We start from the raw sequence: 22,189 nt of genomic DNA on the forward strand, positions 1-22,189 counted from the left end.
AATGGTCTTGTTGGTCAAACCTCGATCTCTCCACCCGCATAGCGGGTGGTTTTTTGTTTCGCACGCTTCGCGAGCTCAACTGGCTAAAGCCGCAATAAAAAAAACGGCCCCGGAGGGCCGCTAATCCGCTGCTGTTGCAACCAGTGGTTGCCTTATGTCGTTTCTGTCCTCAAACTGCGCCTGCAAGCTTCGTCTCCGGTCTATGGACCGTAGAACTTCGCCTTGTCAGGACCTTTGCTGTTATATTCCGTCTTTATCTCGTTCCGGTAAGAGCGCTCGATCTTACGTACGTAAGATAATCTCCGGATATTCTTCATCGTTTCCTCGGCACGGTCCGCGTTGACGTACATCACAACGTAATGCATCCGGCGTGAAATATAATGCACGCTGCCGTACTTCTCCAGATTCCTCGCTGCCTTGACATCGCTGACCCATATAATAAAACCGGTACGTTCCGCCAACATCCTAAGGTCCTCGCCTCGCTTTCATTCTCTTATCGGCTCGCAGCGCTTTAGCCGCACTGGCAGGCGCCGCCGCTGCCGCAGCCCTTCTTCGGAAGAGGATCGTTGCTAGGGACCTTGATGCTGCTCGAAACCGAGAAGGCAATTCGCTCGGACATTGAGTGCAGAAGATCATCCAGATTCTTCTCCGCCTGTTTGAACCGGGCGACCGGCTCAAAGGCTTCCAGCTCCGCCTCCACCTTGCTGACCTCATCCTTCGCCGAATGGTAGTTCGGATGGAAGTGACCGAACCGCTGCGTCTCCTCGAACAGCTCCTTCTTGGCTTCCAGCTTCTTGATCAGGCTCTGGATGGCCGGGTCTCGCTCAACCGCCTGCTTCCAATATAAGTAATCCGCCACTTCGACGGAAGCATTAATCATATCGCCGATCTCGTAGGCATAGGTGAGCACCTCGGCCATATCGATCGTGTTTATTTCCGATACGCTCATGAACTCATCCCGCTTCTCTATTAGATTCGTCCCTTGCTTGTGCATTCGTGGACTCTTCCATCATAGCATAACGTGCGTCTCTTAAGAAGGGGGAATTCATACGCTTCCAGGGATAAGCAAGCGCATTTCTCTCCATTGTCCTTCGCTAAGCTGCACGATCGACTCCGGGCCGTCAGCGCCAGGGGGAAACAGGGCGCCTGTTATTGTCCAGGGGTTTCGCCCCAGCTCGCGCGGAATGAATTCCATTCGTCTGCCGTTGATCGAAATTTCCAGTTTTACGGATAAAGCGAGCGCCTGCTCCATCATTTGCTTGGCCGTCGAGCTGTGGTAAGCCCGCCAATCCTTCGTCCACATGGCAGGAATCCGCGTCAAATCCGGGAGCAGAGAGCGAATATCCGGCAACCGCTCATCCACCTCGTCAGGCTCGTTCTCCGCTTCGCCAATGCTGCCAGCCCGCTCCGTGATCACAGCCGCTGCGGAATCAAGGGACCAAGGCAGCGGATATCGACTGCTCCCACCATCGGCACCATCGGCAAGGTCCGCGTTACCCAGCTGAAGCCGGTGGCCCGGGCGGTTTTCCGAATCGTCCGCTCCCATGCCCCACTGGACGATCGCGGTCCGGACATGGTCAGGGAATCCGGCCGCCGCCCCTTTCTCGAGCAGTTGGATGATCTGCTCCGGGCCGATGCCTGCCCTTGCGGCCTCCATGACCGAGTCGCGGGTCAGCCGATAAACGGACATGACGTCATCCGATAACCGTTCCGTAAACAGCGCAGCCTGAAATCTAAGCGTATAAGGAACGTCGGGCGGGATCAGGATATCGAAATCGGGCTGAATATACAACCGGCCGCTTCCTGCTTCGCTGTTTGCGAAACCTCCGAATAACGCAGGGAGCGGCGTCATGCGCCATCGAAACACGATCCTTCCGTCATCATTCTCTCCGAGGTCGATGTACCCGCAGCCTGCCAGCAAACGAAGCCATGGGAAGGCTTCCCCGGCGTGTAAACGGCTAATGGTGCCGGCACCATCTTCCTTCTGACTGCCGTCATGGCTGTCCGACAGCAGCAGGCCCGGATCGATCCACCGCCCGCAAGTCAAGGACGGATCGCACAGACGCCAGACGAAATGCTGGTAGGCCGGATTCTCCGGAGTGCAGCGCTCCATAAGAATGAAGAGGATCCTGTTATCCATCGCTTCGCGCGAAAGCTCCAGCCATTCTCCAAGAGCCCGGCGATCAATGATCAGCCCGTGCCGCTGGATGGCGGCAAGCCCGAGAGACTGGATGGCGGCAAGCCCGAGAGACTGGAGCAGGTCAAGAATAAGCGCTATTTGAGGCGGATACGCTTCATGCTGAGTGAACCGGAGCACTGCTGGATCCAAATCGTTTGGAGAAAGGGCTGCGATCTCCTCCAGCCGCCGGATATGCTTTTTGTGCAGCACGCCACGGGAAGTAACGGCCAAAGAGGTTTTCTCCGCATATACCAGCGTATTGAATACATCAAGCGATATGCCGGCTCTTCCTTCCTGCAGCAGCTTGGAAGGTTCTCCCGCGGACGGAACTGCCTGCAAACCGCCAAACGACGATTGAAGGAATCCGAGCTTATGAAACGGAATGCAGTACTCCCACTCGTTCCATCCTTTGCTTGCCGCCTTAATCCATCCCCGCCTCCGTAAGAGCAGCACCCCAAGCTGCACCTCCGCGCCGCTCAAACGCGGAATGATCAGCGTGCGCAAATGGTCGTCGCTAAATGGCCTCCCGGCGAACCTGCGCCAAATGAAGGAAAGCACTGTGCGCTCCAGGGGACGCAGCTGATCCAGGCTGGCCGTTCCTCCCCTTTCATGATCCCCCATCGCCGTCATGGGCTTGACGCCTCCCTTCTGCCCGCCGGTCTCGGTTCTTTGCGACCCGAAGTCTGCTTCGCATGCACAGGGGCGGGGACCGCCCCCTCCATGACGGTCATCGTCCGATACTCGTAGCCCTGCTCAATCAAGAACATACGGCGACGCAGCGCAAAAAACTCCTCACGGCTGTCCTCCGTTACGAGCGTATAGAAATGCGCCTTATTCTCACCTTGCTTGGGCCGCAGCAGTCTCCCCAAACGCTGGGCTTCTTCCTGACGCGAGCCGTAGCTGCCGGAAACCTCGATAGCCACCGACGCATCCGGCAGATCCACCGCAAAATTGGCAACCTTGGAGACGACGAGCAGCCGGGTCTCCCCGCTGCGAAAAGCGGCATACCAGGCATGCCGTTCGTTCTGCGCCATCCGCCCGGTAATGAGCGGCGCCTGCAGCCGATCGGCAATGGCTTTCAGCTGATCCAGGTACTGGCCGATGATGAGGATCTGTGCCCCCGGATGGCGCTCGACAAGCCGGATAAGGGTTGACAGCTTGGACGGATTTTCGGCCGCGAGCCGATACTGCTCTCTCTTTCCTGCAGCCAGGTATTTCTCTTTCAGATGCGAAGTCATCGGCACCTTAACCTCCAGGCAGTCCACCTCGGCGATCCACCCCTGATCCTCGAGCTCCTTCCACGGCATCTCATACCGCTTCGGACCGATCAGCGAAAATACATCATGCTCCCGTCCATCCTCCCGAATCAGCGTCGCGGTCAGACCCAGACGGCGTGTGGCCTGGATATCGGCGGTAGCTCGAAATACCGGGGCGGGCAGCAGATGAACCTCATCGTATATGATCAGCCCCCAGCGGCGCTCATTGAACAGCTTCATATGGAGCTGCTCGTCCCCCTTGCCCGGCCGATGCGTCAATATCTGATACGTGGCGACGGTGACCGGCCGGACTTCTTTCCGATGTCCGGAATATTCGCCGATGTCCTCCGGGGTCAGCGTCGTTTTCCTTAACAGCTCATCGACCCACTGCCTGACCGAGGTTGTATTGGACGTGAGGATCAGCGTCTCGCACTGCAGCTCGCGCATTGCCGCCATGCCGATCACCGTCTTCCCCGCCCCGCAAGGCAGCACGATCACGCCGCTGCCCCCTGAACCCCCGGCATCCCGAATGGATGCGGCCGCCTCACGCTGGTAATCGCGAAGCCGAAAGCCTTGCACCTTCTCCTCCTTCCGGGGATCGGAAGCTTCCGGCAGGCTTTCGTTGCCTGGAGTTGCGGCCAACGGATCGGTTTCTCCCCGCCACCGGATGTCCAAATACTGCCCGTCCTGATACCCCGCATGGTCCAGGACAGGATAGCCGAGACGCGTCAGCTCCTGCTTCAATAAGCCCCGCCGGTCCGCCGGGACCTCCGCCTCCTTGGATGAGCGGAAGTCGAGCCCGATGTCCGCCAGCGTGCGCAGGCTCCGCAGCTCGTTCAGCAGCGACTCGCTGACACTGCGCAGAAGCAGGCGCTGCTCCTTGTCCGGATGCGGCAGCAGCGACAGCTGCCCGTAACGGCTGACAAGCTGTCGAATTTCGGCCAGAACCTGTACCGGAACCTCCCATCTGGCCAGCCCCTGCAGGCTGGAGCAGATCGTTTCGGCGCTCTTTCCGCTGGCGGCGGCATTCCAGAGCGATAAGGGGGTAATGCGATATGTATGAAACGACGAAGGACTTTTGACCAGATCGGCATACTGCGACAGCTGCCGGCGGGCCTGCTCGAATTCGGGGTGTGCGGTCTCAAGCAGAATGGTCCGATCCCTTTGGACGATGCATGGCTTTGGGTTCATCGTCTACTCCTCCTTTTGCATGAATTTGCGGCAAGGGTCTTCCAGCTCCTAAAAAAAGGAAGTCCACATCCAAACAAACATTGGATCTGAACTTCCCCTTATAATCTATAGGATTGCCAAAAAACGTCCATTCATGCGCCTGCCGTCAAAGAAGGCAGATTCTCTAGCCTTCCTCCCGGCAGCTTGATACCATCTCCACGAGCAGCCGAACGCCGTACCGCATCGCCTCTTCATCGAAATCAAACATCGGATGGTGATGCGGGTATACCGCTTCCTTCTGCGGGTTCCCTGCGCCCACGAACATGAAGCAGCCCGGAAGCTCTTGTAGATAGTAAGCAAAATCCTCGGCCGGCATCAGCTTCGGCGACAGCTGCACAAACTCGTCTCCGAACACCTTCGGCGCCGTACGGAAGAATCGGGCCGTCTCCTGCTCATCATTCACCAGGGCCGGATAGCCAATCAGATAACGGACCGACGATTCCGTGCCATAGGTCTCGGATACGGTGCGGGCCATCATTTCGATCCGCTCACGGATCAGCGTCCGCGTAGCCTCGTCGAACGTGCGCACCGTTCCCGTAATCCGGCAGGACGATGCGATCACATTCTGCGCTGTGCCTGCCTGCATCGTACCGATCGTGACGACCGCAGGCTGAAGCGGATCGACCGTTCGGCTCACGATCGTCTGCAGCTGCATGACAAGCGCGGCCCCGGCTACAAGCGCATCAGCCGTTACATGCGGCATCCCGCCGTGACCGCCGCGGCCGGTAATATCGATGAAGAATTCATCGGCTGCGGCCATGAGCGGACCCGGAGCACTCGCTGCGGTGCCGACCGGGAGCGGTGTCCACAGGTGAAGCCCGTAGACCACATCGGCGCCTTCGATGGCGCCGTCCTTGATCATCTCGATCGCCCCGCCGGGGCACACCTCCTCCGCAGGCTGGAACATGAACCGGATTTCGCCCGGAAGCTCCTCCCGGTACGTGCTGTAGTAAGCGGCCGCTCCAAGCAGCATGGAGGTATGGCCGTCATGCCCGCAGGCATGCATTACCCCCGGAACTCTGGATTTATATTCACAGCTCTTGCCGTCCTCGATCGGCAGGGCGTCCATGTCCGCCCGCAGCACGATCGTTTTTCCCCGCTTGTCGCCTCTTAAAATGCCAATGACGCCGTGACCGCCGACATCGGTCTTTACCTCGAGGCCGAGCTCCCGCAGCCGGTCCGCAACAAATCTCGAGGTTTCCTTCTCATGAAACGATACTTCCGGATTCATATGTAAATGACGTCGCCACTCTACCATTCGCGGAAACCACTGTTCCCAAAATGCTTCCTTCATCAAGCTTCATCATCCTCCCCGAACTATGAACGATCATTCGATCGAAAAATAACCGTTAAGGCTCCCCAGAAGCAGGCCATGTCCGACCATGGCGTCAACGCCGCCTTGCTGAACCTTTCGGAACACGTCCCGAAGCGGAACCCATGCGGCGGCCACATCGTCATCGTCCGGACGGCGGTCCAAAGCGCCTGCCGGCTTCAACACATCCGTAAAATAATAATGCACCTTCCGGTTCGCAAGCGAAGCCATCGGGTAAGCGCTGCCCATATAGCTAAGATCCTTGCATCGTATGCCCGCTTCCTCCTCCAGTTCGCGCCGGGCGGCCGCAGCAGCCTCTTCCCCGGGACGGACGGTCCCTCCGGGAAGCTCCCAGGTTATCTCGTCCACCGCTTCCCGATACTGGCGAACCAGCAGCAGGCAGCCTTCATGCATCGCTACCACCGAGGCTGACTCCGGCATCTGGTCGAATACAACGATTTCGTGCTGATCGTTCACCTCGACTGCATAATATTCCGTCTTGTACACGGTCCGGTTCATTTGGCCCTCCGCCTTTCGCTGTATGATATAAACCATATGAATATATAACCGCGCGGATGGAAAGCGTACATTTCAAAACCGATTTGCTCCTCGTTTTATTCTAACAGAAAAGAGGAATGCCTGTCGTCACCAAAATATCTTCTGGATACATGGTCTCAAATTGAGGCCGGACGGGCGCTACAGGCTTGCAGAAGTTCCTGAAACATACTATCATATTAAAGAACTTTGCTAGGAATATTAAGGGGGTTTATGACCACATGATTTTTGAAAATACAGGCTTAGACGGTTTACACAGCGATTTGGCTTACCTCGACGAATGTGCGGAAAAGGTAGGGTTCATTCGCTGGCAGTGGGAATACTACCGCGCTACATACGATTTGAAAATCGAAGATAAAAAGAACCAGGCAGAATACTTCCTGCGCATCAACACCCGCGCCGTGGAAGGCAAGCTGGAGAAGCCTGACACCATTCTTAAGATTGAAGCGGTCTACATGGGCAAGGCTACCTTCCCTCATGGTCTGGAGTATGAGAGCATGGCTCCTCAGCCGGTTATGAATGTGGCCACCAAGAAGATTCAGGAGCTGAAAGCTCTGCTGGAAGCGTAGTGGTTACGCCATGAATACGACCAAACCTCAGCCGAAGAGAGGCACTCCTGATTTCCAGCTGCTCATCATGACCTTGCTGCTGGTGGGATTCGGACTGATTATGGTGTTCAGTTCCAGCTCCAGCTTGACCGTCTTCAATGAGAAATTCAACAACGATCCGCTTTACTTCACGAAGCGTCAGGCCGCCTTTGCCGTTCTGGGTACCTTTGTCATGTTCGTGGCAATGAACATCAACTACAAGAAATACAAGAAGCTGTTTCTTCCTGTATTTTTTCTAACACTGATCCTGCTTATCTTGGTCGTAATGCTCGGTAAGACGACCAACGGCGCCGTCAGCTGGTTCCAGCTCGGATCCCTGGGCATTCAGCCTACCGAGCTTGCCAAGATCGCTACGATCGTGTATCTGTCCGCCTTGATCACGAAGAAAGGGGAACGCATCCGTCAATGGAAGGGCGGATTCTTCCCCGTCCTGATCATCGTGGGCATCGTCGCAGGACTCATCATGCTGCAGCCGGATCTCGGCTCCTGCTTCATTCTGGTCGCGACCTGCGGGCTGCTCATCTATGCGGGCGGTGCCAACCTCAAGCATATTCTCGGCTGTATTTCGCTCGTCGCGCTCGGTTTGGTGCTTACGCTCGGCGTCGGCTCGCTCTTTAACTCGGACGATACTCCCGAGCAAGCCTCCAAGAACTATAAGGTCGGACGGATCGAGGCGTTTCTGGATCCCTTCAAGGATGAATCGAGTACGGGCTACAACCTGGTTCAATCCCTGATTGCCATCGGCCAAGGCGGTGTCACCGGAGCAGGTTTCGGCGAGAGCGTGCAGAAGCTGCATTACTTGCCGAACCCCTACAACGACTTTATTTTCTCCGTCATCGGCGAGGAATTCGGCTTTATCGGCACGGCATTATTTTTACTGTTCTACTTGTATTTCATTATCCGAGGCATTATCGTCTCGCTCCGATGCTCCGATCCTTTCGGGACGCTGACGGGCGTGGGCATCATGGGCCTCATCGCCATTCAGGCCTTTATCAATATCGGCGGCGTGACCAACACGATTCCGATTACCGGCGTGACCCTTCCGTTTATCAGCTACGGCGGCTCATCCCTGCTCGTCATGATGCTCAGCATGGGGATTGTCCTCAGCATCTCAAGGGACAGCAACCGGCCGGCGAAGCAGGAACAGGTCAAATCCGTCATTAAAAAAGACTACCGGACAGCCCGGTAGTCTTTTTTATGTACAATCCATTGTGTTCATTGCTGCAGGGAGAGCCGCTTCCCCTCCCAAGCGTATCGACTTATTTCGCGCGCTGCGGAAGATCGTCGATTTCGTCATCCTTGAACGCCACGCCTTCGACCTTGACGTTGACCTCAACGACACGAAGGCCGGTCATGCTCTCGACCGCTTCGCGGACATTCTGCTGAAGCATGCGGCACACTTCATGTATAGGCGTCTCATAGAGCACAATGATGCGCAAATCGATTGCGGCCTCGAGCTGCCCTACCTCTACCGTAACACCCTTCTGCACATTTTTACCGCTAAGCCGCTTGGCCCAGCCCTCCGACAATCCGCCGGACATCGCTGCAATTCCTGGTGTCTCCAAGGCTGCCAGTCCGGCAATTTTCGATACGACATCATCCGATATCCGAATTAAACCGTTATCCAGTTGAAGTTGTTCCGTCATGCCAAATCCTCCTTCACCTCATTATCCGTTATTGTAAATCCTAACAGGCCCAAAAAGCAAATGCCCGCATCACAAACACCGGATAATTTTTCAAACAAAATGGGTATATTGTAAAAAGAACCCCGAGAATCGTCGTTTCGGCTCGTACGATCGCTTCTTCGAATGACAATACAAAAGGCAGGTGTACATTATGAAAAAATGGTTGAGCCCGGCGCTTCTCATCGTGACCTTTCTGCTCAGCGCAATCGGTCATTATGCAGGGTGGAATTTTACCCTCCAGTTCATCCTTTCTTCCATTTCGGTCATCTTTGTCGCCGGCTTTCTGGGCAAAGCGACCGAAAGCGTCGCCCATTATGCCGGCCAGCGCCTTGGCGGCTTCCTGAACGCCACCTTCGGCAATGCCGCCGAGCTGATCATCGCGATCTTGCTGATTCGTGAAGGCCTGTACGACATGGTTAAGGCGAGCATCACCGGCTCGATCATCGGCAATTTGCTGCTTGTACTCGGTCTGAGCCTGTTTGCGGGAGGGCTCAAGTTTAAAATCCAGAAATTCAACATGACGCTGGCAGGGCTGAACGGCTCCCTTATGACGCTGGCCATCATCGCACTATTCGTTCCCGCTGTCTTCTTGAATACCCATTCGATTACGGAAGACGAAACGAAGCTGCTCAGCCTGATCGTCGCAGGAATTCTGATCGTCTCCTACATAGCATGGCTCGGCTTCTCCATGATCACGCATAAGGAGTACTTGGCGGATGTCAGCGAAGATAAGAGCGATCAGGATGCGCTTGCACATGAACAAGAACCGACCTGGTCGAAGGGACGCTCCGTTCTGTATCTCATCATTGCAACGGTTATGGTCGCCTTCGTCAGTGAATGGCTTGTCGGCGTGCTGGAGCCGATCAGCCACGAATACGGTCTCAGCGAGCTGTTTATCGGTGCATTTCTGGTAGCCATCATCGGTAACGCGGCTGAGCACAGCGCAGCGATCATGCTGGCACTGAAGAACAAGATCAGCGCCGCCGTGGAAATTGCGGTCGGCAGCAGCCTGCAAATCGCCCTGTTTGTCGCCCCTGTCCTTGTGTTCGTCAGCTTCTTTATGGGCGACACCATGGATCTCGTATTCACGACGCTCGAGCTTGTGGCCATCGGCGTTGCCGTATTCATAGCCAGATCCATCACCCAGGACGGCGCCTCCAACTGGTACGAGGGCTTGCTGCTATTAGCTGTCTATATCATCCTTGGCGTGTCCTTCTTCCTAGTATAGCCTTTGGGACGCGTCATTTGATTGGCCGCAGGATTCTCCGCCGTTAACTAACGTCCCATAACATACCAAGAGGCTGTCCGGGTCAATAGACCATTCGGACAGCCTCTTCTATGTATGCGCCTGTACAAGTACAGGCTATTCGGATTGATTCATGGCTTCGTACAGGAGCGCCAGATTGCGTTCGAGCTTGCTGATCAGCTGCTTCCCTGTACTTTCCGGAAGAAGTCCGGCCCGTACCGCAAAATCGACCTCTTTCGAAAAACCGTACATTTGGGTATCCAGCACTTCCTCATAGAGAGGGCAATAACGGGTCGCCAGATTCTCCATCTGTACTTCAATAAGCTTTAGGATTTTATCTGCATCTTCATGTAGAAGACTGATCGCTTTAAGATTCAGCTGTTCCTGTAGATCAGATGAAGTCATGATCTTCCCCCCTATGTCCAAAATCACAGCACAGTTACTATCTTTAATATTAGTCGAAATCGCGGAGCAATACAAGGACCTGAAAAAAATAGACCCCCTGCTAACGAAAAAACACCCTTCCATTCGGTGGAAGGGTGTTCTTCGGCTGTTATTCAGCCACGACGGAGACATTCAAGCCATGCTTGTTAAATACGTCGATCATTGCTTGTTTAGCTTCGTCAGCATCAGGTCCGTGTACATGCAGCTCGTAGCTTTGGTTGCTCACCAGCGTGGTGAACAGGCCCAAAATACTCTTCACGTCGATGTACTTGTTCTCCGCCTGCAAGACGATGGAGGACGAGAACTTACTGGCCGTTTGCGAAATTTCTACGATCGCTGTGTTGTTATTGGACATACGAATCCCTCCGTAACTTTTAGGATCTGAAAAAATATCTCACATTGCACCTTCATGATACATTGAATCCGTTTTCTTATGCAACCTATTTTCCAATCTATTTAAGATTTTCCGGATTTAGCGCCTCCAGCTCCGGAATGACGAACAATCCGTCTTTGCGGATCAGCCGATCGTCGAAATAGATTTCACCGCCGCCGTACTCCGGACGCTGAATCAGCACAAGGTCCCAGTGAATGGAGGAACGGTTGCCGTTGTCTGTTACATCATATGCCTGCCCCGGCGTAAAATGCAGGCTGCCGGCGATTTTCTCGTCGAACAGAATATCCTTCATCGGCGTTAAAATATACGGATTGAAGCCGATGGCGAATTCTCCGATGTATCTCGCCCCTTCATCCGAATCCAGAATCTCGTTCAGGCGTTTCGTGTCGCTGCCCGTCGCCTCTACGATTTTACCGTTTTCGAAACGGAATTTGATGTTTTCAAAGGTGACGCCGTTATACAGCGTCGGAGTATTGTATGCGATCGTCCCGTTTACCGAATCCCGTACGGGCGCGGTATATACTTCTCCGTCCGGAATGTTCTTCTGGCCGGAGCACTTTTCGGCACCGATATTTTTGATGGAGAAGGTAAGATCCGTGCCCGGACCAACGATGCGGACCTTATCGGTCTTTCTCATCAGCTCTGCAAGCGGATCCTGGGCGCGGTCCATTTTGGAATAATCCAGGTTGCAGACGTCGAAATAGAAGTCCTCAAACGCCTCGGTGCTGGTGTTGGCTAGCTGCGCCATGCTGGCATTCGGATATCGGAGCACCACCCACTTCGTGTGCTTGACGCGCTCTTCGCTATGTACCGGATGTGAATATAGTGCGTTATAGAGCTTCATATTCTCTTCAGGCACATCGGCCAAATCGTTCACGTTCTCGCCTGCCCGAATCCCGATGTAGCAGTCCATCTTCTTCATACGGGCGACATCGAACTCCGCCCACAGCTCAAGCTGCTCCTTGCTTGCATGTTTCAGCATGGCGCGCTGAACGGTACGGTCGGTCAATTGCACGAACGGACGTCCACCATGCTTGGATACCTCTTCGATGATTGCATTCAGCAAATCCCGTTCCGAGCCGATCATTTCGATCAGCACATTTTCACCCGGCTGCATGTCGACCGAGTAGGTCACGAGATTATGAGCCAGCTTCTGAATTCTGGGGTCACGCATATGTCTAGTCCTCCTTATGTTGAGACCGTTGCCAAAAATTGAACAGCGGTAAATTTATACCTCATTGTAGCACGCACTGCCGCCCTCCGTCAGCTATAGGATGCAGAATTGCTGCTCTTCCCGCATATCAATAGCCAATAAATGTAACGTCGGATAAGAGCGCCTCGGTTCTCGCCTTGCCGGACCGGTCCACATAGGACACCGACCTCTCCATCGTCATGCGGATCGGCAGCTGTGACCGCTTATCGATCGTCAGATGACAGATAGAGGCAGCCTCCGCTTGATCAAGCATTCGGGTCAATTCCTCATGGTCCCGCTCCCATACGGCTTTCAGCCGGGCCCGGACTTTGGGATCCTCACTGTACAGCGGGTCACCCTTCCGCTGCATTCGCTCGAGAAGCAGTTTCATCTGTCCTTGAAGCGATCGCTTCGTCATATTGGCCGCGGCCTCCGGCGACAGCTCAATCCGGAGCACCTTCGTCCCCCTGGCCGCGCCCAGCTCCGCAGATATTTTCTTATCAGATTCTCCAATATATTCAAGCTGCTCCAGCGGATTGAGCCGGGTCATCCACAACTCCTCCGCCTGCCCGGAGGTAAGCGCATTCCATTTGCCCTCCTTGCGCTTCAGTGAGACGGTCATTCCATCCGTCGAATAAACCGAATCGCCTGTCGCCTGCTGTAGACTCCCTTTCGAAGTCTTATCCTGTATCGTACGCCCCGGTGTTCTCGAGGACAACGTTAAATTCGTATGGTTCTGCAGCTTGCCTTCGAAAGCAAGCGTCTGCTGGAACAAGCCGCTCTCCTCCGTCCGGATCGCAGCCTCCCCTTTAAAAGCGAAATTATCAACCCCGGATAACCCAGCCAATGCCCGTTTGAAAGAATCCTCCGGACTTAGACTATCCTGCCATGCGCAGGCAGGCAGGCTTAACAGCAACAGGGCGGTACAGAGCATGCCCCGCACGACCCGCAGTTTTTTCCACATGATCATCAGCCTTTCATTTGTCATGCTCTTAGGCTATCTTGCAGGGCACGACATTATGCAGCCGTGAATCAAAAGCGCAGCCTTGCATCTTATTAACAGACCGGTATACCCATTAGCGGCCGGGTTGTTAAAAGAGCTTTCGGGACCGTTGGTCTGGGCCTGAACTTCCTGAATGTCAGGAGGATAATAAAACGAGGCTATCCCCTCTTACGGGACAGCCTCGTTCATACCGTTTCGGCTTTCTCGACAACAATGCGATTCCTGCCGTTCTTCTTGGCTTCATACAAAGCCATATCCGCTCTATAAAACAATGATTCCACGCTGATCTTGTTGTTCGTCCAGTTCCATTCCGAAATTCCGCAGGATACCGTCACTCTCGGATCCGTTTCCTCGGCAACCCTGGTGCGTATCCGCTCCGCCACCTGCACGGCTTGTTGAATTTCGATGCCGGGCAGATATACCGCCAGCTCCTCTCCGCCCCAACGGGCCGGAATGTCGCTGTGACGGATCGTGCTCTTGACGATGTTGCTGACCTGCTTCAATATTTTGTCGCCCCGCTGGTGGCCGAATGTATCATTCACCTGTTTGAACTGGTCGATATCAATAACGATGAGGGCTCCGCAAAAATCACGGTTCTGGCATTCATAGATCACTTCGTCGAGATAATGCCTTGCATACAGCTCGGTCAGCATGTCCCGGTTCGCCATTCTGCGGACCTCGGCGTGCAGGAAGGCATTCCCGATCGCCAGGCCGATGTGGCTGGTCAGCGCCTGAAGCAGGCGGTAGCTGTCATAGGAAAAATAATGCCGTTTGGCATGGGTCAGCAGCACGACGCCCCGAACCTCGCCGTTCACCGTTAGCGGCGTCGCAATCATCGAGCTCGAGTTCGTGGTCTCCATCAGCTTCGATTCGGCCGGCCGCTCTTCATTGTAATCCGATAGAATCAGCGGCTCCTTCGAATGATATACGAGGCCGCCGAGGCCATAATCCTTCTCGAAGACTTCCTTCGCCAGCCATTCCGCATTGCAGGACACCACTTCAAGGCCGCCGAGCTCCGCATTGTATATTAGAATGCAGCAATAGTCCGCCTCAAGGATCTTAAGCAGCTCATGGTTCGCGAATTGGAATATCTCCGCCAAATGCAGGCTTTTGTTCAGCCTCTGCGTCAGCTCATTGATCATCCGCAGCTCATGGATCATCAGGTTGGACTGCTCATACAGCTTAGCATTCTCAAACGCGGTCCCCGCAGCGTCGGCCATCATCCCCAGCAGCTCAAGGTCCATATCCGGCAGCACCGGCTTGTCCACCTCGATATGCAGAACCCCGTAAACCCCCTGCTTGCCGCCCATCGGTATTCCGATCTCGACGGTGTTCTGCGACTCGGGATGCTCGCGGATCGTTAGGGTGCCCTCCATAAAGGTCCGGACATATACATCCTCCTGCCAATGCTGAAGAAGCAGGGGTCGGACGAGCGGATGGCTGCTCTCATGGTCCTGGGACATGAACAGCTCCACTTTCGCTTCCGGATACAACGCAAGCACGCTTTCGATCGCCTCGCTTAACACGCTGTGAACATCGATCTGGACATGCATGCGCTTCACGTACTGAAACAGCACCGAACGACGGTAAGCTTCAAGCTTGGCATGGTCATGAACCCGCACAAGATCATTAACAAACATGGATTCGAATTTCCGGTAGAAGCATGTCCGAAACAGAAGCGCCTGGGACTCCGTCACCATCAGCGCCAGCTCTTCCCCCGCAGAGCCGGGCGACACGCTGACCATCACAGCGAACAAGTCGCCCTCGCTTCGTGTAAACAGCGGCACCGAGCATACGACACTGCCTTCGTACAGGCCGGGATTCATTCCGGATGCGGGCATCTTGTCGCTCAATGACCGGTGCACGGCTCCGTCTTCCCCGGCAGCAAAATATTCCCTTAGCCCAGAATCCCCTGACAGCCATGCCCCTTGATGAGACAGAACGGCCCACCTGAACTTCTTTAATGCTTCTGCACCTGCGTTTTCCTTCTGCCACTCCGAATAGCTCTTTTCGATTAGCGTTTGAAGATAGGGATAATCATAAGCGGTTATATCCAATCCCTGAAGGGACAGACCGGACTTGCTTCCAGCGTTACGCCCGGCATCATTGAACATGTCCGCATAACCGGGCGGTCTTTCGTACACTTTCGGTTGTTCCTCTGACATATTGGGCGCTCCTTTGTACCATTATAAAGGCCTGTCTAAGACATTGGCGTCCATAAATTGTATTTAATATATGTAAGGATTCCATTCTTGCTGAAAGACATCTAGATATAAACGACTACATAATCCAATCTTATATTACTCTTTTCTACCCATTTTTGCATTAACTTTTCTGCATTCATCGCAATATTTTTAGGTCCATGGTCCTATCGACAAAATTAGACAAACTCCTTTCAACCTTTTCGATAGGTTAAGCTTGACTTTAAGTCATTACTTCATATAATATTTATTGTTGAGTAAGAATGCAATGCATTCGATGAATTTGGGCGGAAACGTTGTGTCACCCTCACGTTATTTGTTACTGTCGGGACAGCGGCTGAACTTTCCTGGCAGATCTTCCGGGCTTAACTGGTTAGAGCAAACAAATACGGCGCAAATAGAGCCCTAATGAAATTTATTTAAAAAAGGAGTCTATATAACAATGGCACGTTACACCGGTCCTAAATTTAAATTGAGCCGCCGTCTGGGAATCTCCCTGAGCGGTACAGGTAAAGAATTAGCAAAACGCCCTTTCCCTCCTGGACAACATGGTCCTAACCAACGGAGAAAAGTCAGCAACTACGGCATGCAGCTTCAAGAAAAGCAAAAGCTGCGCCACATGTACGGCTTGGGCGAGAAGCAATTCCGCACCCTGTTCGATAAAGCAACCAGCATGAAAGGGATCGCGGGTGAGAACTTCATGTTCCTGCTTGAAAGCCGTTTGGACAACCTCGTGTATCGTCTTGGCTTCAGCAATTCCCGTGCAGGTGCCCGTCAGCTCGTTGCTCACGGTCATGTAACTGTAAACGGCAAGAAAGTTGATATCGCCTCTTACTCCGTAAGCATTGGCGATGTAATCGGTCTTCGTGAAAGAAGCCGCAACCTTACTTCCGTTAAAGAAGCACTGGCTAACCGCGTACATTTGCCTGCTTACCTTGAGTTCGACGAAACTGCATTGGAAGGGAAATATATCCGTCTTCCAGAGCGTTCCGAGCTTTCCCAAGATATCGACGAGAAGCAAATCGTCGAATTCTACAACCGCTAAGATTCTGCGGAGCCCAAGAAACCTGAAAGCCATAGCGGCCTTCAGGTTTCTTTTTTGTTGCCGGCTTTCCCATTCATTACCTCAATATGCAGCGTCGAAGCTGCTGCCACCCACGATCCTCTCGAGCCTTCCCCTGCCCTCCCCGTCCCTGCTGGTTTCGAATCCATCCTTGATTCCAATTCATGCTTGTTTCCAATCCATTTGTTTCGCGTCCATGCTTGTTCCCCGCCCCTCTCCGTCCGTATTTTGAGCCAGGAGCTGTCGATTGGCGGTTCATGCGGCCTGAGTCGACTGCTCGCGTTAACCGTTTTCCCCGTCTGTTTGCTCCGCGATCGGCCGCTAGCAGCGCCTCCTTGAAGCCTCCTTGGTGTGGTAATAAATGCATCCAGCATTTAAGCATTCCAAAATAAATCATTCTTCTTTAAAAAAGGACATTCTATAAAGGACAAATGATTCAAACCCTTCGATTTATGCTATAATAGGTGCGTTAAAAAGGAGGAGTATCATTCATGGTTGAGGAGAAAAAACAGGGTTCCGGAAAACAGAAAAAACCGCGAAAACGTTCCTTTCTGCGGGTTTTCGGATCTGTCATCGGATGGCTTTTTATTATAGGCCTGACAGGTGTGTTGTTCGCCGGAGGAGCCGTTGCGGGCTATGTCACCTCGATCGTTAAGGATGAGCCTGTAAGGTCGCGGGCACTCATCGAGAAGACGATGAACGATAATGCCATTACCGGGTTTGCCTACTTCCGTGACGGCTCGCCGATCGGGCAGCTCAGGACGGAAGAAGACAGACGACCTGTCGAATTTGAAGAAATTCCCCAAATCGTTAAAGATGCCGTCATATCCATAGAAGACAACCGTTTTTATACACATAAGGGTGTTGACATAAAAGGCACTGCGCGCGCAGTTAAAGAACGTTTGCTGAACGAGCCGGTCCAGACCGGGGGAAGCACGCTGACCCAACAGCTTGCAAGACTGACCTTCCTCAGCCGTGACCGCACGGATAACCGGAAGGTGAAGGAAATGCTGCTGGCGATGCGTATGGAGCGGTTTCTAAGCAAGGATCAGATTTTGACCGCCTATTTGAACAAGGTGCCTTACGGCAACGGTTCAAGCGGTTACCAGGTGTTCGGTATCAAAGCTGCCGCTAAAGGGATATTCAACATCAACAAGCTGGAGGACCTGAATATCGCCCAGGCTGCTTATCTTGCCGGCCTGCCGCAGCTTCCATCCTCCTACTCTGCCTTTAACGGGAAGGGCGAATTTGATGAAAAGGCCTTCAAACGGGCGATAGATCGCCAGCATCGGGTGCTGGACAGCATGCTCAAGGAAGGCAAAATTACGCAGGCGGAATATCGCGAAGCGCTGGACTTCGATATTAAGGGAGCGCTGGCACCGCGGACGCAGAAGGCTTATGTGACTTATCCGTATCTCATGATGGAAGTGGAACGCCAGGCATCCGATATTTTGGCACAGCTGGAACTCGAGGGTTCTGCCAATGACCGCAAAGAGAAAAAAGATGAGGAAACACCGGATTTGCTGACCGGCGGGTATCGAGTATATACAACGATTGACCGCACGGTATACCGCACGATGCGCGCCATTGCGGAAGATGACAGCAACTTCTTCCCGGACAGCGAGAAGGGCGTGGAGCAAACGGGCGCGATGATGATCGACAACAAAACCGGAGCCATCCTCGGCATGATCGAAGGGCGTGATTTCAACATCGAGCAGATGAACCACGCCACCCAGATGAAACGACAGCCGGGCTCGGCCATGAAGCCGATCGCCGCTTATTTGCCGGCGCTTGAATCCGGAGCGATTCAGCCGGCCAGCGTTGTGGATGACTCACCCATCATTTTGAAAGATTACTCGAAAGTGTATCATATACCGAAGAACGCATACACCGGCTACAGAGGCCTGATGACGGCCCGGCAAGCGCTGAACGATTCCACCAACACGGTCGCGTTGAAACTGTTCAACAACACCGTCGGTATCGACAATGCCTGGGCATTCTCCAAAAAGCTCGGCATCACCACGCTGGAGGAGAAGGATTACTCCGCAGCGACGGGCGTACTGGGCGGCCTTAGTCGGGGCGTAACCGTCGAAGAGCTGACGAATGCATACAGCTCCATCGGCAATAAAGGAAGATTCAACGATGCTTTTATGATCGAGAAGATCGTCGATTCCAAAGGGAATATCGTCTACAAGCACGAAGTGAAGCCGGAGCAAGTGTTCTCCGAGCAAACAGCCTATCTCATGACCGACATGATGCGTACCGTCATTACGAACGGTACCGGAAGCAAGGTCCGGGATACGTATAAGAAATTCAATGAAATTCCGATTGTCGGCAAAACCGGCTCTACGCAGAACTACGGTGATGTCTGGTTCATGGGCTATTCGCCTGACATCACGCTGGGCGTCTGGGTCGGCTACAAGGAGCAAAAGCATGTGCTCGTCGGAGATCAGCGGAAGCATGCCCAGAGCATCTGGGCGAAAATTATGAATGAGGTCACCGACGTTAAGCCTGAGCTGTTCCCGACGAAGAGCTTTGAGAAGCCGGAGGGTATCATCTCCAAGACCGTATCCGCGTACAGCGGGAAAGTGCCTACGGCGCTAACCGACCGATTCGTTACGGATATTTTCAACGCCAAATATGTACCGACCGAGCCGGACGATGGCATTGCCAAGGCTAAATACATTACCTATCGCGGCGTGAATTACATTCCGCAGGAAGCAACTCCGCTCGATATGCTCAAAGAGCAGATCGTCGTTAAACGGGAGAAGCCGATCGATGAGCTGATCCAAGAGCTCGAGAATGCGCTGAAGGTGATGAAGGGAGAACGCAGACCGCTGGAATACTATCTTCCGCAAGACGCCAAGAAAGGCATGCCGACCAAGATCGATCCGAGAAAAGATGACGGAAGGGCGCCTACGCCGCCGAAAAACGTTCATTACAACATCGGCAGCGGAGCGATCAGCTTCAGCGCGAGCGGCTCGCCGGACGTCGTAGGCTATCGCCTCTATAAATCGGTCAACGGCAGCCCGTTCACCCATCAAGGCCAGGTTGTTCTGGCCGATGGCAATTACGTCTTCTCCGGCCTGGGATCCGACGGCCTGTTTGCCTCGTATTACGTAGTGGCGGTGGATGTGGCCGGCAATGCTTCCGAGCCTAGCACGATCGTAGGTACCGGCGCACCGGGCTTTACCACCTCGGAAGAGGCGGATCCGGAGGAAGACCTCGGCACGGATGAAGGGCTAACCGAAGAGGTTCCGGAGGATGACCTGGGCTCCGAAGGCGTTACTGCTCCTCCGGCAGCTCCCGGGCAGCCAACGATAACCGCTACGCCGGATGGCTTCACGGCCAAATGGAGCGGCAATGCGCCGGAGGAAGAGGTCATCGCCTATAACATTTACTACAGTCCGAACAGTGACGGGAACTATCAAGTTCTCGGCACAAGCAAAAGCACCGACTATTATTACGTAGGCGGGCCGATGAGCGGTACGTTTCGAGTGACTGCCGTGAATTCGGCCGGGGAATCAGCACCTTCGCCAACCGTCTATTTCGAGAAAACCGAATAAAGACATCAACGAAGCCGCTTCTTTCGAAAGAACCGCATCCTTCCGGGTGCGCTTTCGTTAGAAGCGTTTTTTTTATGCTGTGCACGGTGTCATGATGACTGCTCCACGATGCTCAGCGTCTCGCTTGGACGACAAGCCTAGACGTGTTACTGCAGACAGCGGACCACATTTCAATTCATTTGCCTCGGGGCGCCTCCTTTTTTTCATGCAATCACCTCCCCGTTCCCACGTTCAGGACGCGATAATTCGGCATCCATTGTCCGATTCACGTGTTCACATCAAAAAAAGCTGACTCCCACTGTAGGATCAGTGGCAAGTCAGCCTGTTGTGCACTAGGTTATGATATTAATCCTCGATGGTGGACAAATCCCCGGTCGGCAGATCCAGCTCCCAGGCTTTCAATACCCGGCGCATAATTTTGCCTGACCGTGTCTTCGGCAGCTTATCCTTAAACTCAATCTCGCGCGGAGCGGCATGAGCGGACAGTCCCTCTTTTACAAAACGGTAGATTTCATCCTTAAGCTCCTGGGAAGGCGTATATCCTTCGCGCAGGGAGATAAACGCTTTAATGATTTCGCCGCGGGTTACGTCCGGCTTCCCGATGACGCCCGCCTCCGCTACGGCCGGGTGCTCAACCAGCTTGCTCTCGACCTCGAACGGCCCGATGCGCTCGCCGGAAGAATTGATGACATCATCGATTCGGCCTTGGAACCAGAAGTAGCCTTCTTCATCCATATACGCCGTATCGCCGGAGATATACCAGCCCGGAATGCGGAAGTATTCTTCATACTTGGCCGGGTTGTTCCAGACCTTTCTCATCATGGACGGCCAAGGCGTCTTGATGGCCAGATTGCCCATCGTATATGGAGCAACCTCGTTCCCCTGATCATCCAGAATCGCGGCTGTAATGCCTGGAAGCGGACGCCCCATGGATCCCGGCTTGATCGCCATGCTCGGATAGTTGCAGATCAGCTGCCCGCCGGTCTCGGTCATCCACCATGTATCGTGTATCCGCTGCTTGTAAGCTTTATAGCCCCACCGTACCACCTCAGGGTTCAGCGGCTCTCCTACGGACAATACGTGCCGCAGATGGCTCAGGTCGAATTGGTCGATGAGATCCGAGCCTGCTCCCATGAGCATCCGGAAGGCGGTCGGGGCGCTGTACCACACCGTCACCTTGTTCTTCTCCAGCGTGCCGTACCAGTCCTGCGGACTGAACCGGCCGCCGCGAATCACATTCGTAACGCCGTGCAGCCACGGTGCAAAAATGCCATAAGAGGTACCTGTTACCCAGCCCGGGTCAGCCGTACACCAGTATATATCGTCTTCTCTCAGATCCAGAACGACCTTGCCGGTATAATAATGCTGAATCATGGCATTCTGCACATGATAGACGCCCTTTGGTTTCCCCGTCGAGCCCGAAGTATAATGCATGATCAATCCGTCTTCCCGCTCCAGCCACTCGAGCTCGAGCTCACTGGACGCGGATTCCATCTCCCGGAAATAAGAGATCAGCTGCGGATCCTCTTCCTCCAGATCCCCAACCACGAAGATATGCTTCAGCTCAGGCAGCTCGTCACGCTTGACGCGCGGCAGTAGAGCAGGCGTCGTGACCAAGGCTACGGCACCGCTGTCCTCCAGTCGGTCCTTCACCGCCGTCTCCATAAAGGCTTCGAACAATGGCCCTACTACGGCGCCGACCTTCAGAATTCCCAGCAGACTCGCGTAGAGCTCCGGGCTCCGCGGCATGAAAATAAAGACTCTGTCGCCTTTTCCGATCCCGTACTTACGAAGTACATTGCCAAATTTGTCGGACTGCTCTTTCATCTCGGAATAGGTAATCGCTTCGTCTTTTGTCGCATCGCTGTACAAAAGCGCGATCTTATCCCCTTTTCCCTCCGCTACATGACGGTCGATGGCTTCATAAGCCATGTTGACTTTCCCCGTCTCGTACCATGTAAAATGTCTCTCGATCGTATCCCATGAAAACTCGGAACGTGCTTCCTCGTAGCTCTTCATATTGGAATGCGAGACTTCACTTGGTAAAATTTCGCTATGCGTCTGATTCATCATAACATCCTCCTCATTCTCAAATCAGTCTCGTCCTGGTGGACAGCGCTTTCAAATTGAATTGAATGAAACATTGGAAGTTGCACATTGCGCTTGCGGCGGGTCGTCACGTTGCCTCCGATTATCGAGCAATTAACCCTAGGGATTCGTTAAGCCAACTCCTGTTGTCAATGTTATAATTGTGA

The 22,189-nt window shown here is 53.8% G+C and carries 18 protein-coding genes; 5 read left to right on the forward strand and 13 right to left on the reverse strand.

Going from position 1 to position 22,189, the window contains the following annotated elements; translation table 11 throughout:
• Positions 1–200 precede the first annotated feature (200 nt).
• The 6 genes from J2Z18_RS24800 to J2Z18_RS24825 all read right to left on the reverse strand — a co-directional run bounded on the left by J2Z18_RS24800 (position 201) and on the right by J2Z18_RS24825 (position 6,496).
• Positions 201–464, reverse strand: a complete 264-nt coding sequence (locus J2Z18_RS24800) for a YlbG family protein (RefSeq protein ID WP_007129638.1) — start codon at positions 462–464, stop codon at positions 201–203.
• Between the two features lie 47 nt (positions 465–511).
• Positions 512–949 carry a YlbF/YmcA family competence regulator gene (locus tag J2Z18_RS24805; RefSeq protein WP_028405222.1) on the reverse strand — a complete coding sequence of 146 codons (438 nt, stop codon included), beginning with the start codon at positions 947–949 and terminating at the stop codon, positions 512–514.
• A gap of 96 nt (positions 950–1,045) precedes the next feature.
• A complete protein-coding gene (locus tag J2Z18_RS24810; RefSeq protein ID WP_245256195.1) occupies positions 1,046–2,809 on the reverse strand; it encodes a helicase-associated domain-containing protein in 1,764 nt (587 codons plus the stop codon).
• A complete protein-coding gene (locus J2Z18_RS24815; protein WP_210095527.1) occupies positions 2,806–4,626 on the reverse strand; it encodes a DNA repair helicase XPB in 1,821 nt (606 codons plus the stop codon). The genes J2Z18_RS24810 and J2Z18_RS24815 overlap by 4 nt, the downstream gene beginning before the upstream one ends.
• Before the next feature lie 163 nt (positions 4,627–4,789).
• Positions 4,790–5,959 carry a M20 family metallopeptidase gene (locus tag J2Z18_RS24820; protein ID WP_144878108.1) on the reverse strand — a complete coding sequence of 390 codons (1,170 nt, stop codon included), beginning with the start codon at positions 5,957–5,959 and terminating at the stop codon, positions 4,790–4,792.
• A 33-nt stretch (positions 5,960–5,992) separates the two neighbouring features.
• Positions 5,993–6,496, reverse strand: a complete 504-nt coding sequence (locus J2Z18_RS24825) for an NUDIX domain-containing protein (protein ID WP_210095528.1) — start codon at positions 6,494–6,496, stop codon at positions 5,993–5,995.
• A 257-nt stretch (positions 6,497–6,753) separates the two neighbouring features.
• Between J2Z18_RS24825 and J2Z18_RS24830 the strand changes: the two genes are divergently transcribed.
• Both J2Z18_RS24830 and ftsW read left to right on the forward strand, forming a co-directional pair.
• Entirely contained in the window at positions 6,754–7,101 is a 348-nt protein-coding gene (locus J2Z18_RS24830; RefSeq protein ID WP_007129632.1) for a YugN family protein, read from the forward strand.
• A 10-nt stretch (positions 7,102–7,111) separates the two neighbouring features.
• Positions 7,112–8,329 carry a putative lipid II flippase FtsW gene (ftsW, locus tag J2Z18_RS24835; RefSeq protein ID WP_028405217.1) on the forward strand — a complete coding sequence of 406 codons (1,218 nt, stop codon included), beginning with the start codon at positions 7,112–7,114 and terminating at the stop codon, positions 8,327–8,329.
• 70 nt (positions 8,330–8,399) lie between these two features.
• Here the strand turns inward: ftsW and J2Z18_RS24840 are convergent, their stop codons facing one another.
• The gene (locus J2Z18_RS24840; protein WP_007129630.1) at positions 8,400–8,786 is read right to left on the reverse strand and encodes an Asp23/Gls24 family envelope stress response protein; all 387 of its coding nucleotides are present in this window, start codon (positions 8,784–8,786) and stop codon (positions 8,400–8,402) included.
• Between the two features lie 190 nt (positions 8,787–8,976).
• Here J2Z18_RS24840 and cax point away from each other — a divergent pair, with 190 nt between their 5' ends.
• Positions 8,977–10,053: a calcium/proton exchanger gene (gene cax / locus J2Z18_RS24845; RefSeq protein ID WP_007129629.1), complete on the forward strand. Its 1,077-nt coding sequence runs from the start codon at positions 8,977–8,979 to the stop codon at positions 10,051–10,053.
• Between the two features lie 135 nt (positions 10,054–10,188).
• On the opposite strand, the gene J2Z18_RS24850 is transcribed toward cax, so the two are convergent.
• The 5 genes from J2Z18_RS24850 to J2Z18_RS24870 form a co-directional block, all read right to left on the reverse strand.
• A complete protein-coding gene (locus J2Z18_RS24850) occupies positions 10,189–10,476 on the reverse strand; it encodes an Fpa/YlaN family protein (RefSeq protein WP_007129628.1) in 288 nt (95 codons plus the stop codon).
• Positions 10,477–10,624: 148 nt separating this feature from the next.
• Positions 10,625–10,870, reverse strand: coding sequence for an HPr family phosphocarrier protein (locus tag J2Z18_RS24855; protein ID WP_007129627.1), 246 nt, complete (start codon positions 10,868–10,870; stop codon positions 10,625–10,627).
• A gap of 97 nt (positions 10,871–10,967) precedes the next feature.
• Positions 10,968–12,083 (reverse strand): aminopeptidase, encoded by a 1,116-nt coding sequence (locus tag J2Z18_RS24860; RefSeq protein ID WP_007129626.1) that lies wholly within the window; start codon positions 12,081–12,083, stop codon positions 10,968–10,970.
• 127 nt (positions 12,084–12,210) lie between these two features.
• On the reverse strand, positions 12,211–13,065 hold the full coding sequence (locus tag J2Z18_RS24865; protein WP_210095529.1) for a hypothetical protein: 855 nt from the start codon (positions 13,063–13,065) through the stop codon (positions 12,211–12,213).
• 224 nt (positions 13,066–13,289) lie between these two features.
• Entirely contained in the window at positions 13,290–15,269 is a 1,980-nt protein-coding gene (locus tag J2Z18_RS24870; RefSeq protein ID WP_210095530.1) for a sensor domain-containing diguanylate cyclase, read from the reverse strand.
• A 478-nt stretch (positions 15,270–15,747) separates the two neighbouring features.
• On the opposite strand from J2Z18_RS24870, the gene rpsD reads away from it, so the two are divergent.
• Complete coding sequence (gene rpsD, locus J2Z18_RS24875) at positions 15,748–16,350, forward strand: 30S ribosomal protein S4 (protein ID WP_007129623.1); 603 nt, start codon at positions 15,748–15,750, stop codon at positions 16,348–16,350.
• Between the two features lie 509 nt (positions 16,351–16,859).
• A complete protein-coding gene (locus J2Z18_RS24880) occupies positions 16,860–19,934 on the forward strand; it encodes a penicillin-binding protein 1A (protein ID WP_210095531.1) in 3,075 nt (1,024 codons plus the stop codon).
• A gap of 345 nt (positions 19,935–20,279) precedes the next feature.
• Here the strand turns inward: J2Z18_RS24880 and acsA are convergent, their stop codons facing one another.
• Positions 20,280–22,004, reverse strand: coding sequence for an acetate--CoA ligase (gene acsA, locus J2Z18_RS24885; RefSeq protein ID WP_210095553.1), 1,725 nt, complete (start codon positions 22,002–22,004; stop codon positions 20,280–20,282).
• Positions 22,005–22,189: the final 185 nt, after the last annotated feature.

It is taken from the genome of Paenibacillus lactis (assembly GCF_017873605.1).
GTDB classification, from domain to species: Bacteria; Bacillota; Bacilli; order Paenibacillales; family Paenibacillaceae; genus Paenibacillus_AQ; species Paenibacillus_AQ lactis.

Coding starts and splice junctions, on each gene's coding strand:
- rpsD (WP_007129623.1), top strand. CDS start 15,748: ATGGCACGTTACACCGGTCCTAAATTTAAATTGAGCCGCCGTCTGGGA.
- J2Z18_RS24800 (WP_007129638.1), bottom strand. CDS start 464: ATGTTGGCGGAACGTACCGGTTTTATTATATGGGTCAGCGATGTCAAG.
- J2Z18_RS24805 (WP_028405222.1), bottom strand. CDS start 949: ATGAGCGTATCGGAAATAAACACGATCGATATGGCCGAGGTGCTCACC.
- cax (WP_007129629.1), top strand. CDS start 8,977: ATGAAAAAATGGTTGAGCCCGGCGCTTCTCATCGTGACCTTTCTGCTC.
- acsA (WP_210095553.1), bottom strand. CDS start 22,004: ATGAATCAGACGCATAGCGAAATTTTACCAAGTGAAGTCTCGCATTCC.
- J2Z18_RS24820 (WP_144878108.1), bottom strand. CDS start 5,959: ATGAAGGAAGCATTTTGGGAACAGTGGTTTCCGCGAATGGTAGAGTGG.
- J2Z18_RS24865 (WP_210095529.1), bottom strand. CDS start 13,065: ATGTGGAAAAAACTGCGGGTCGTGCGGGGCATGCTCTGTACCGCCCTG.
- J2Z18_RS24870 (WP_210095530.1), bottom strand. CDS start 15,269: ATGTCAGAGGAACAACCGAAAGTGTACGAAAGACCGCCCGGTTATGCG.
- J2Z18_RS24815 (WP_210095527.1), bottom strand. CDS start 4,626: ATGAACCCAAAGCCATGCATCGTCCAAAGGGATCGGACCATTCTGCTT.
- ftsW (WP_028405217.1), top strand. CDS start 7,112: ATGAATACGACCAAACCTCAGCCGAAGAGAGGCACTCCTGATTTCCAG.
- J2Z18_RS24860 (WP_007129626.1), bottom strand. CDS start 12,083: ATGCGTGACCCCAGAATTCAGAAGCTGGCTCATAATCTCGTGACCTAC.
- J2Z18_RS24840 (WP_007129630.1), bottom strand. CDS start 8,786: ATGACGGAACAACTTCAACTGGATAACGGTTTAATTCGGATATCGGAT.
- J2Z18_RS24850 (WP_007129628.1), bottom strand. CDS start 10,476: ATGACTTCATCTGATCTACAGGAACAGCTGAATCTTAAAGCGATCAGT.
- J2Z18_RS24830 (WP_007129632.1), top strand. CDS start 6,754: ATGATTTTTGAAAATACAGGCTTAGACGGTTTACACAGCGATTTGGCT.
- J2Z18_RS24880 (WP_210095531.1), top strand. CDS start 16,860: ATGGTTGAGGAGAAAAAACAGGGTTCCGGAAAACAGAAAAAACCGCGA.
- J2Z18_RS24855 (WP_007129627.1), bottom strand. CDS start 10,870: ATGTCCAATAACAACACAGCGATCGTAGAAATTTCGCAAACGGCCAGT.
- J2Z18_RS24810 (WP_245256195.1), bottom strand. CDS start 2,809: ATGACGGCGATGGGGGATCATGAAAGGGGAGGAACGGCCAGCCTGGAT.
- J2Z18_RS24825 (WP_210095528.1), bottom strand. CDS start 6,496: ATGAACCGGACCGTGTACAAGACGGAATATTATGCAGTCGAGGTGAAC.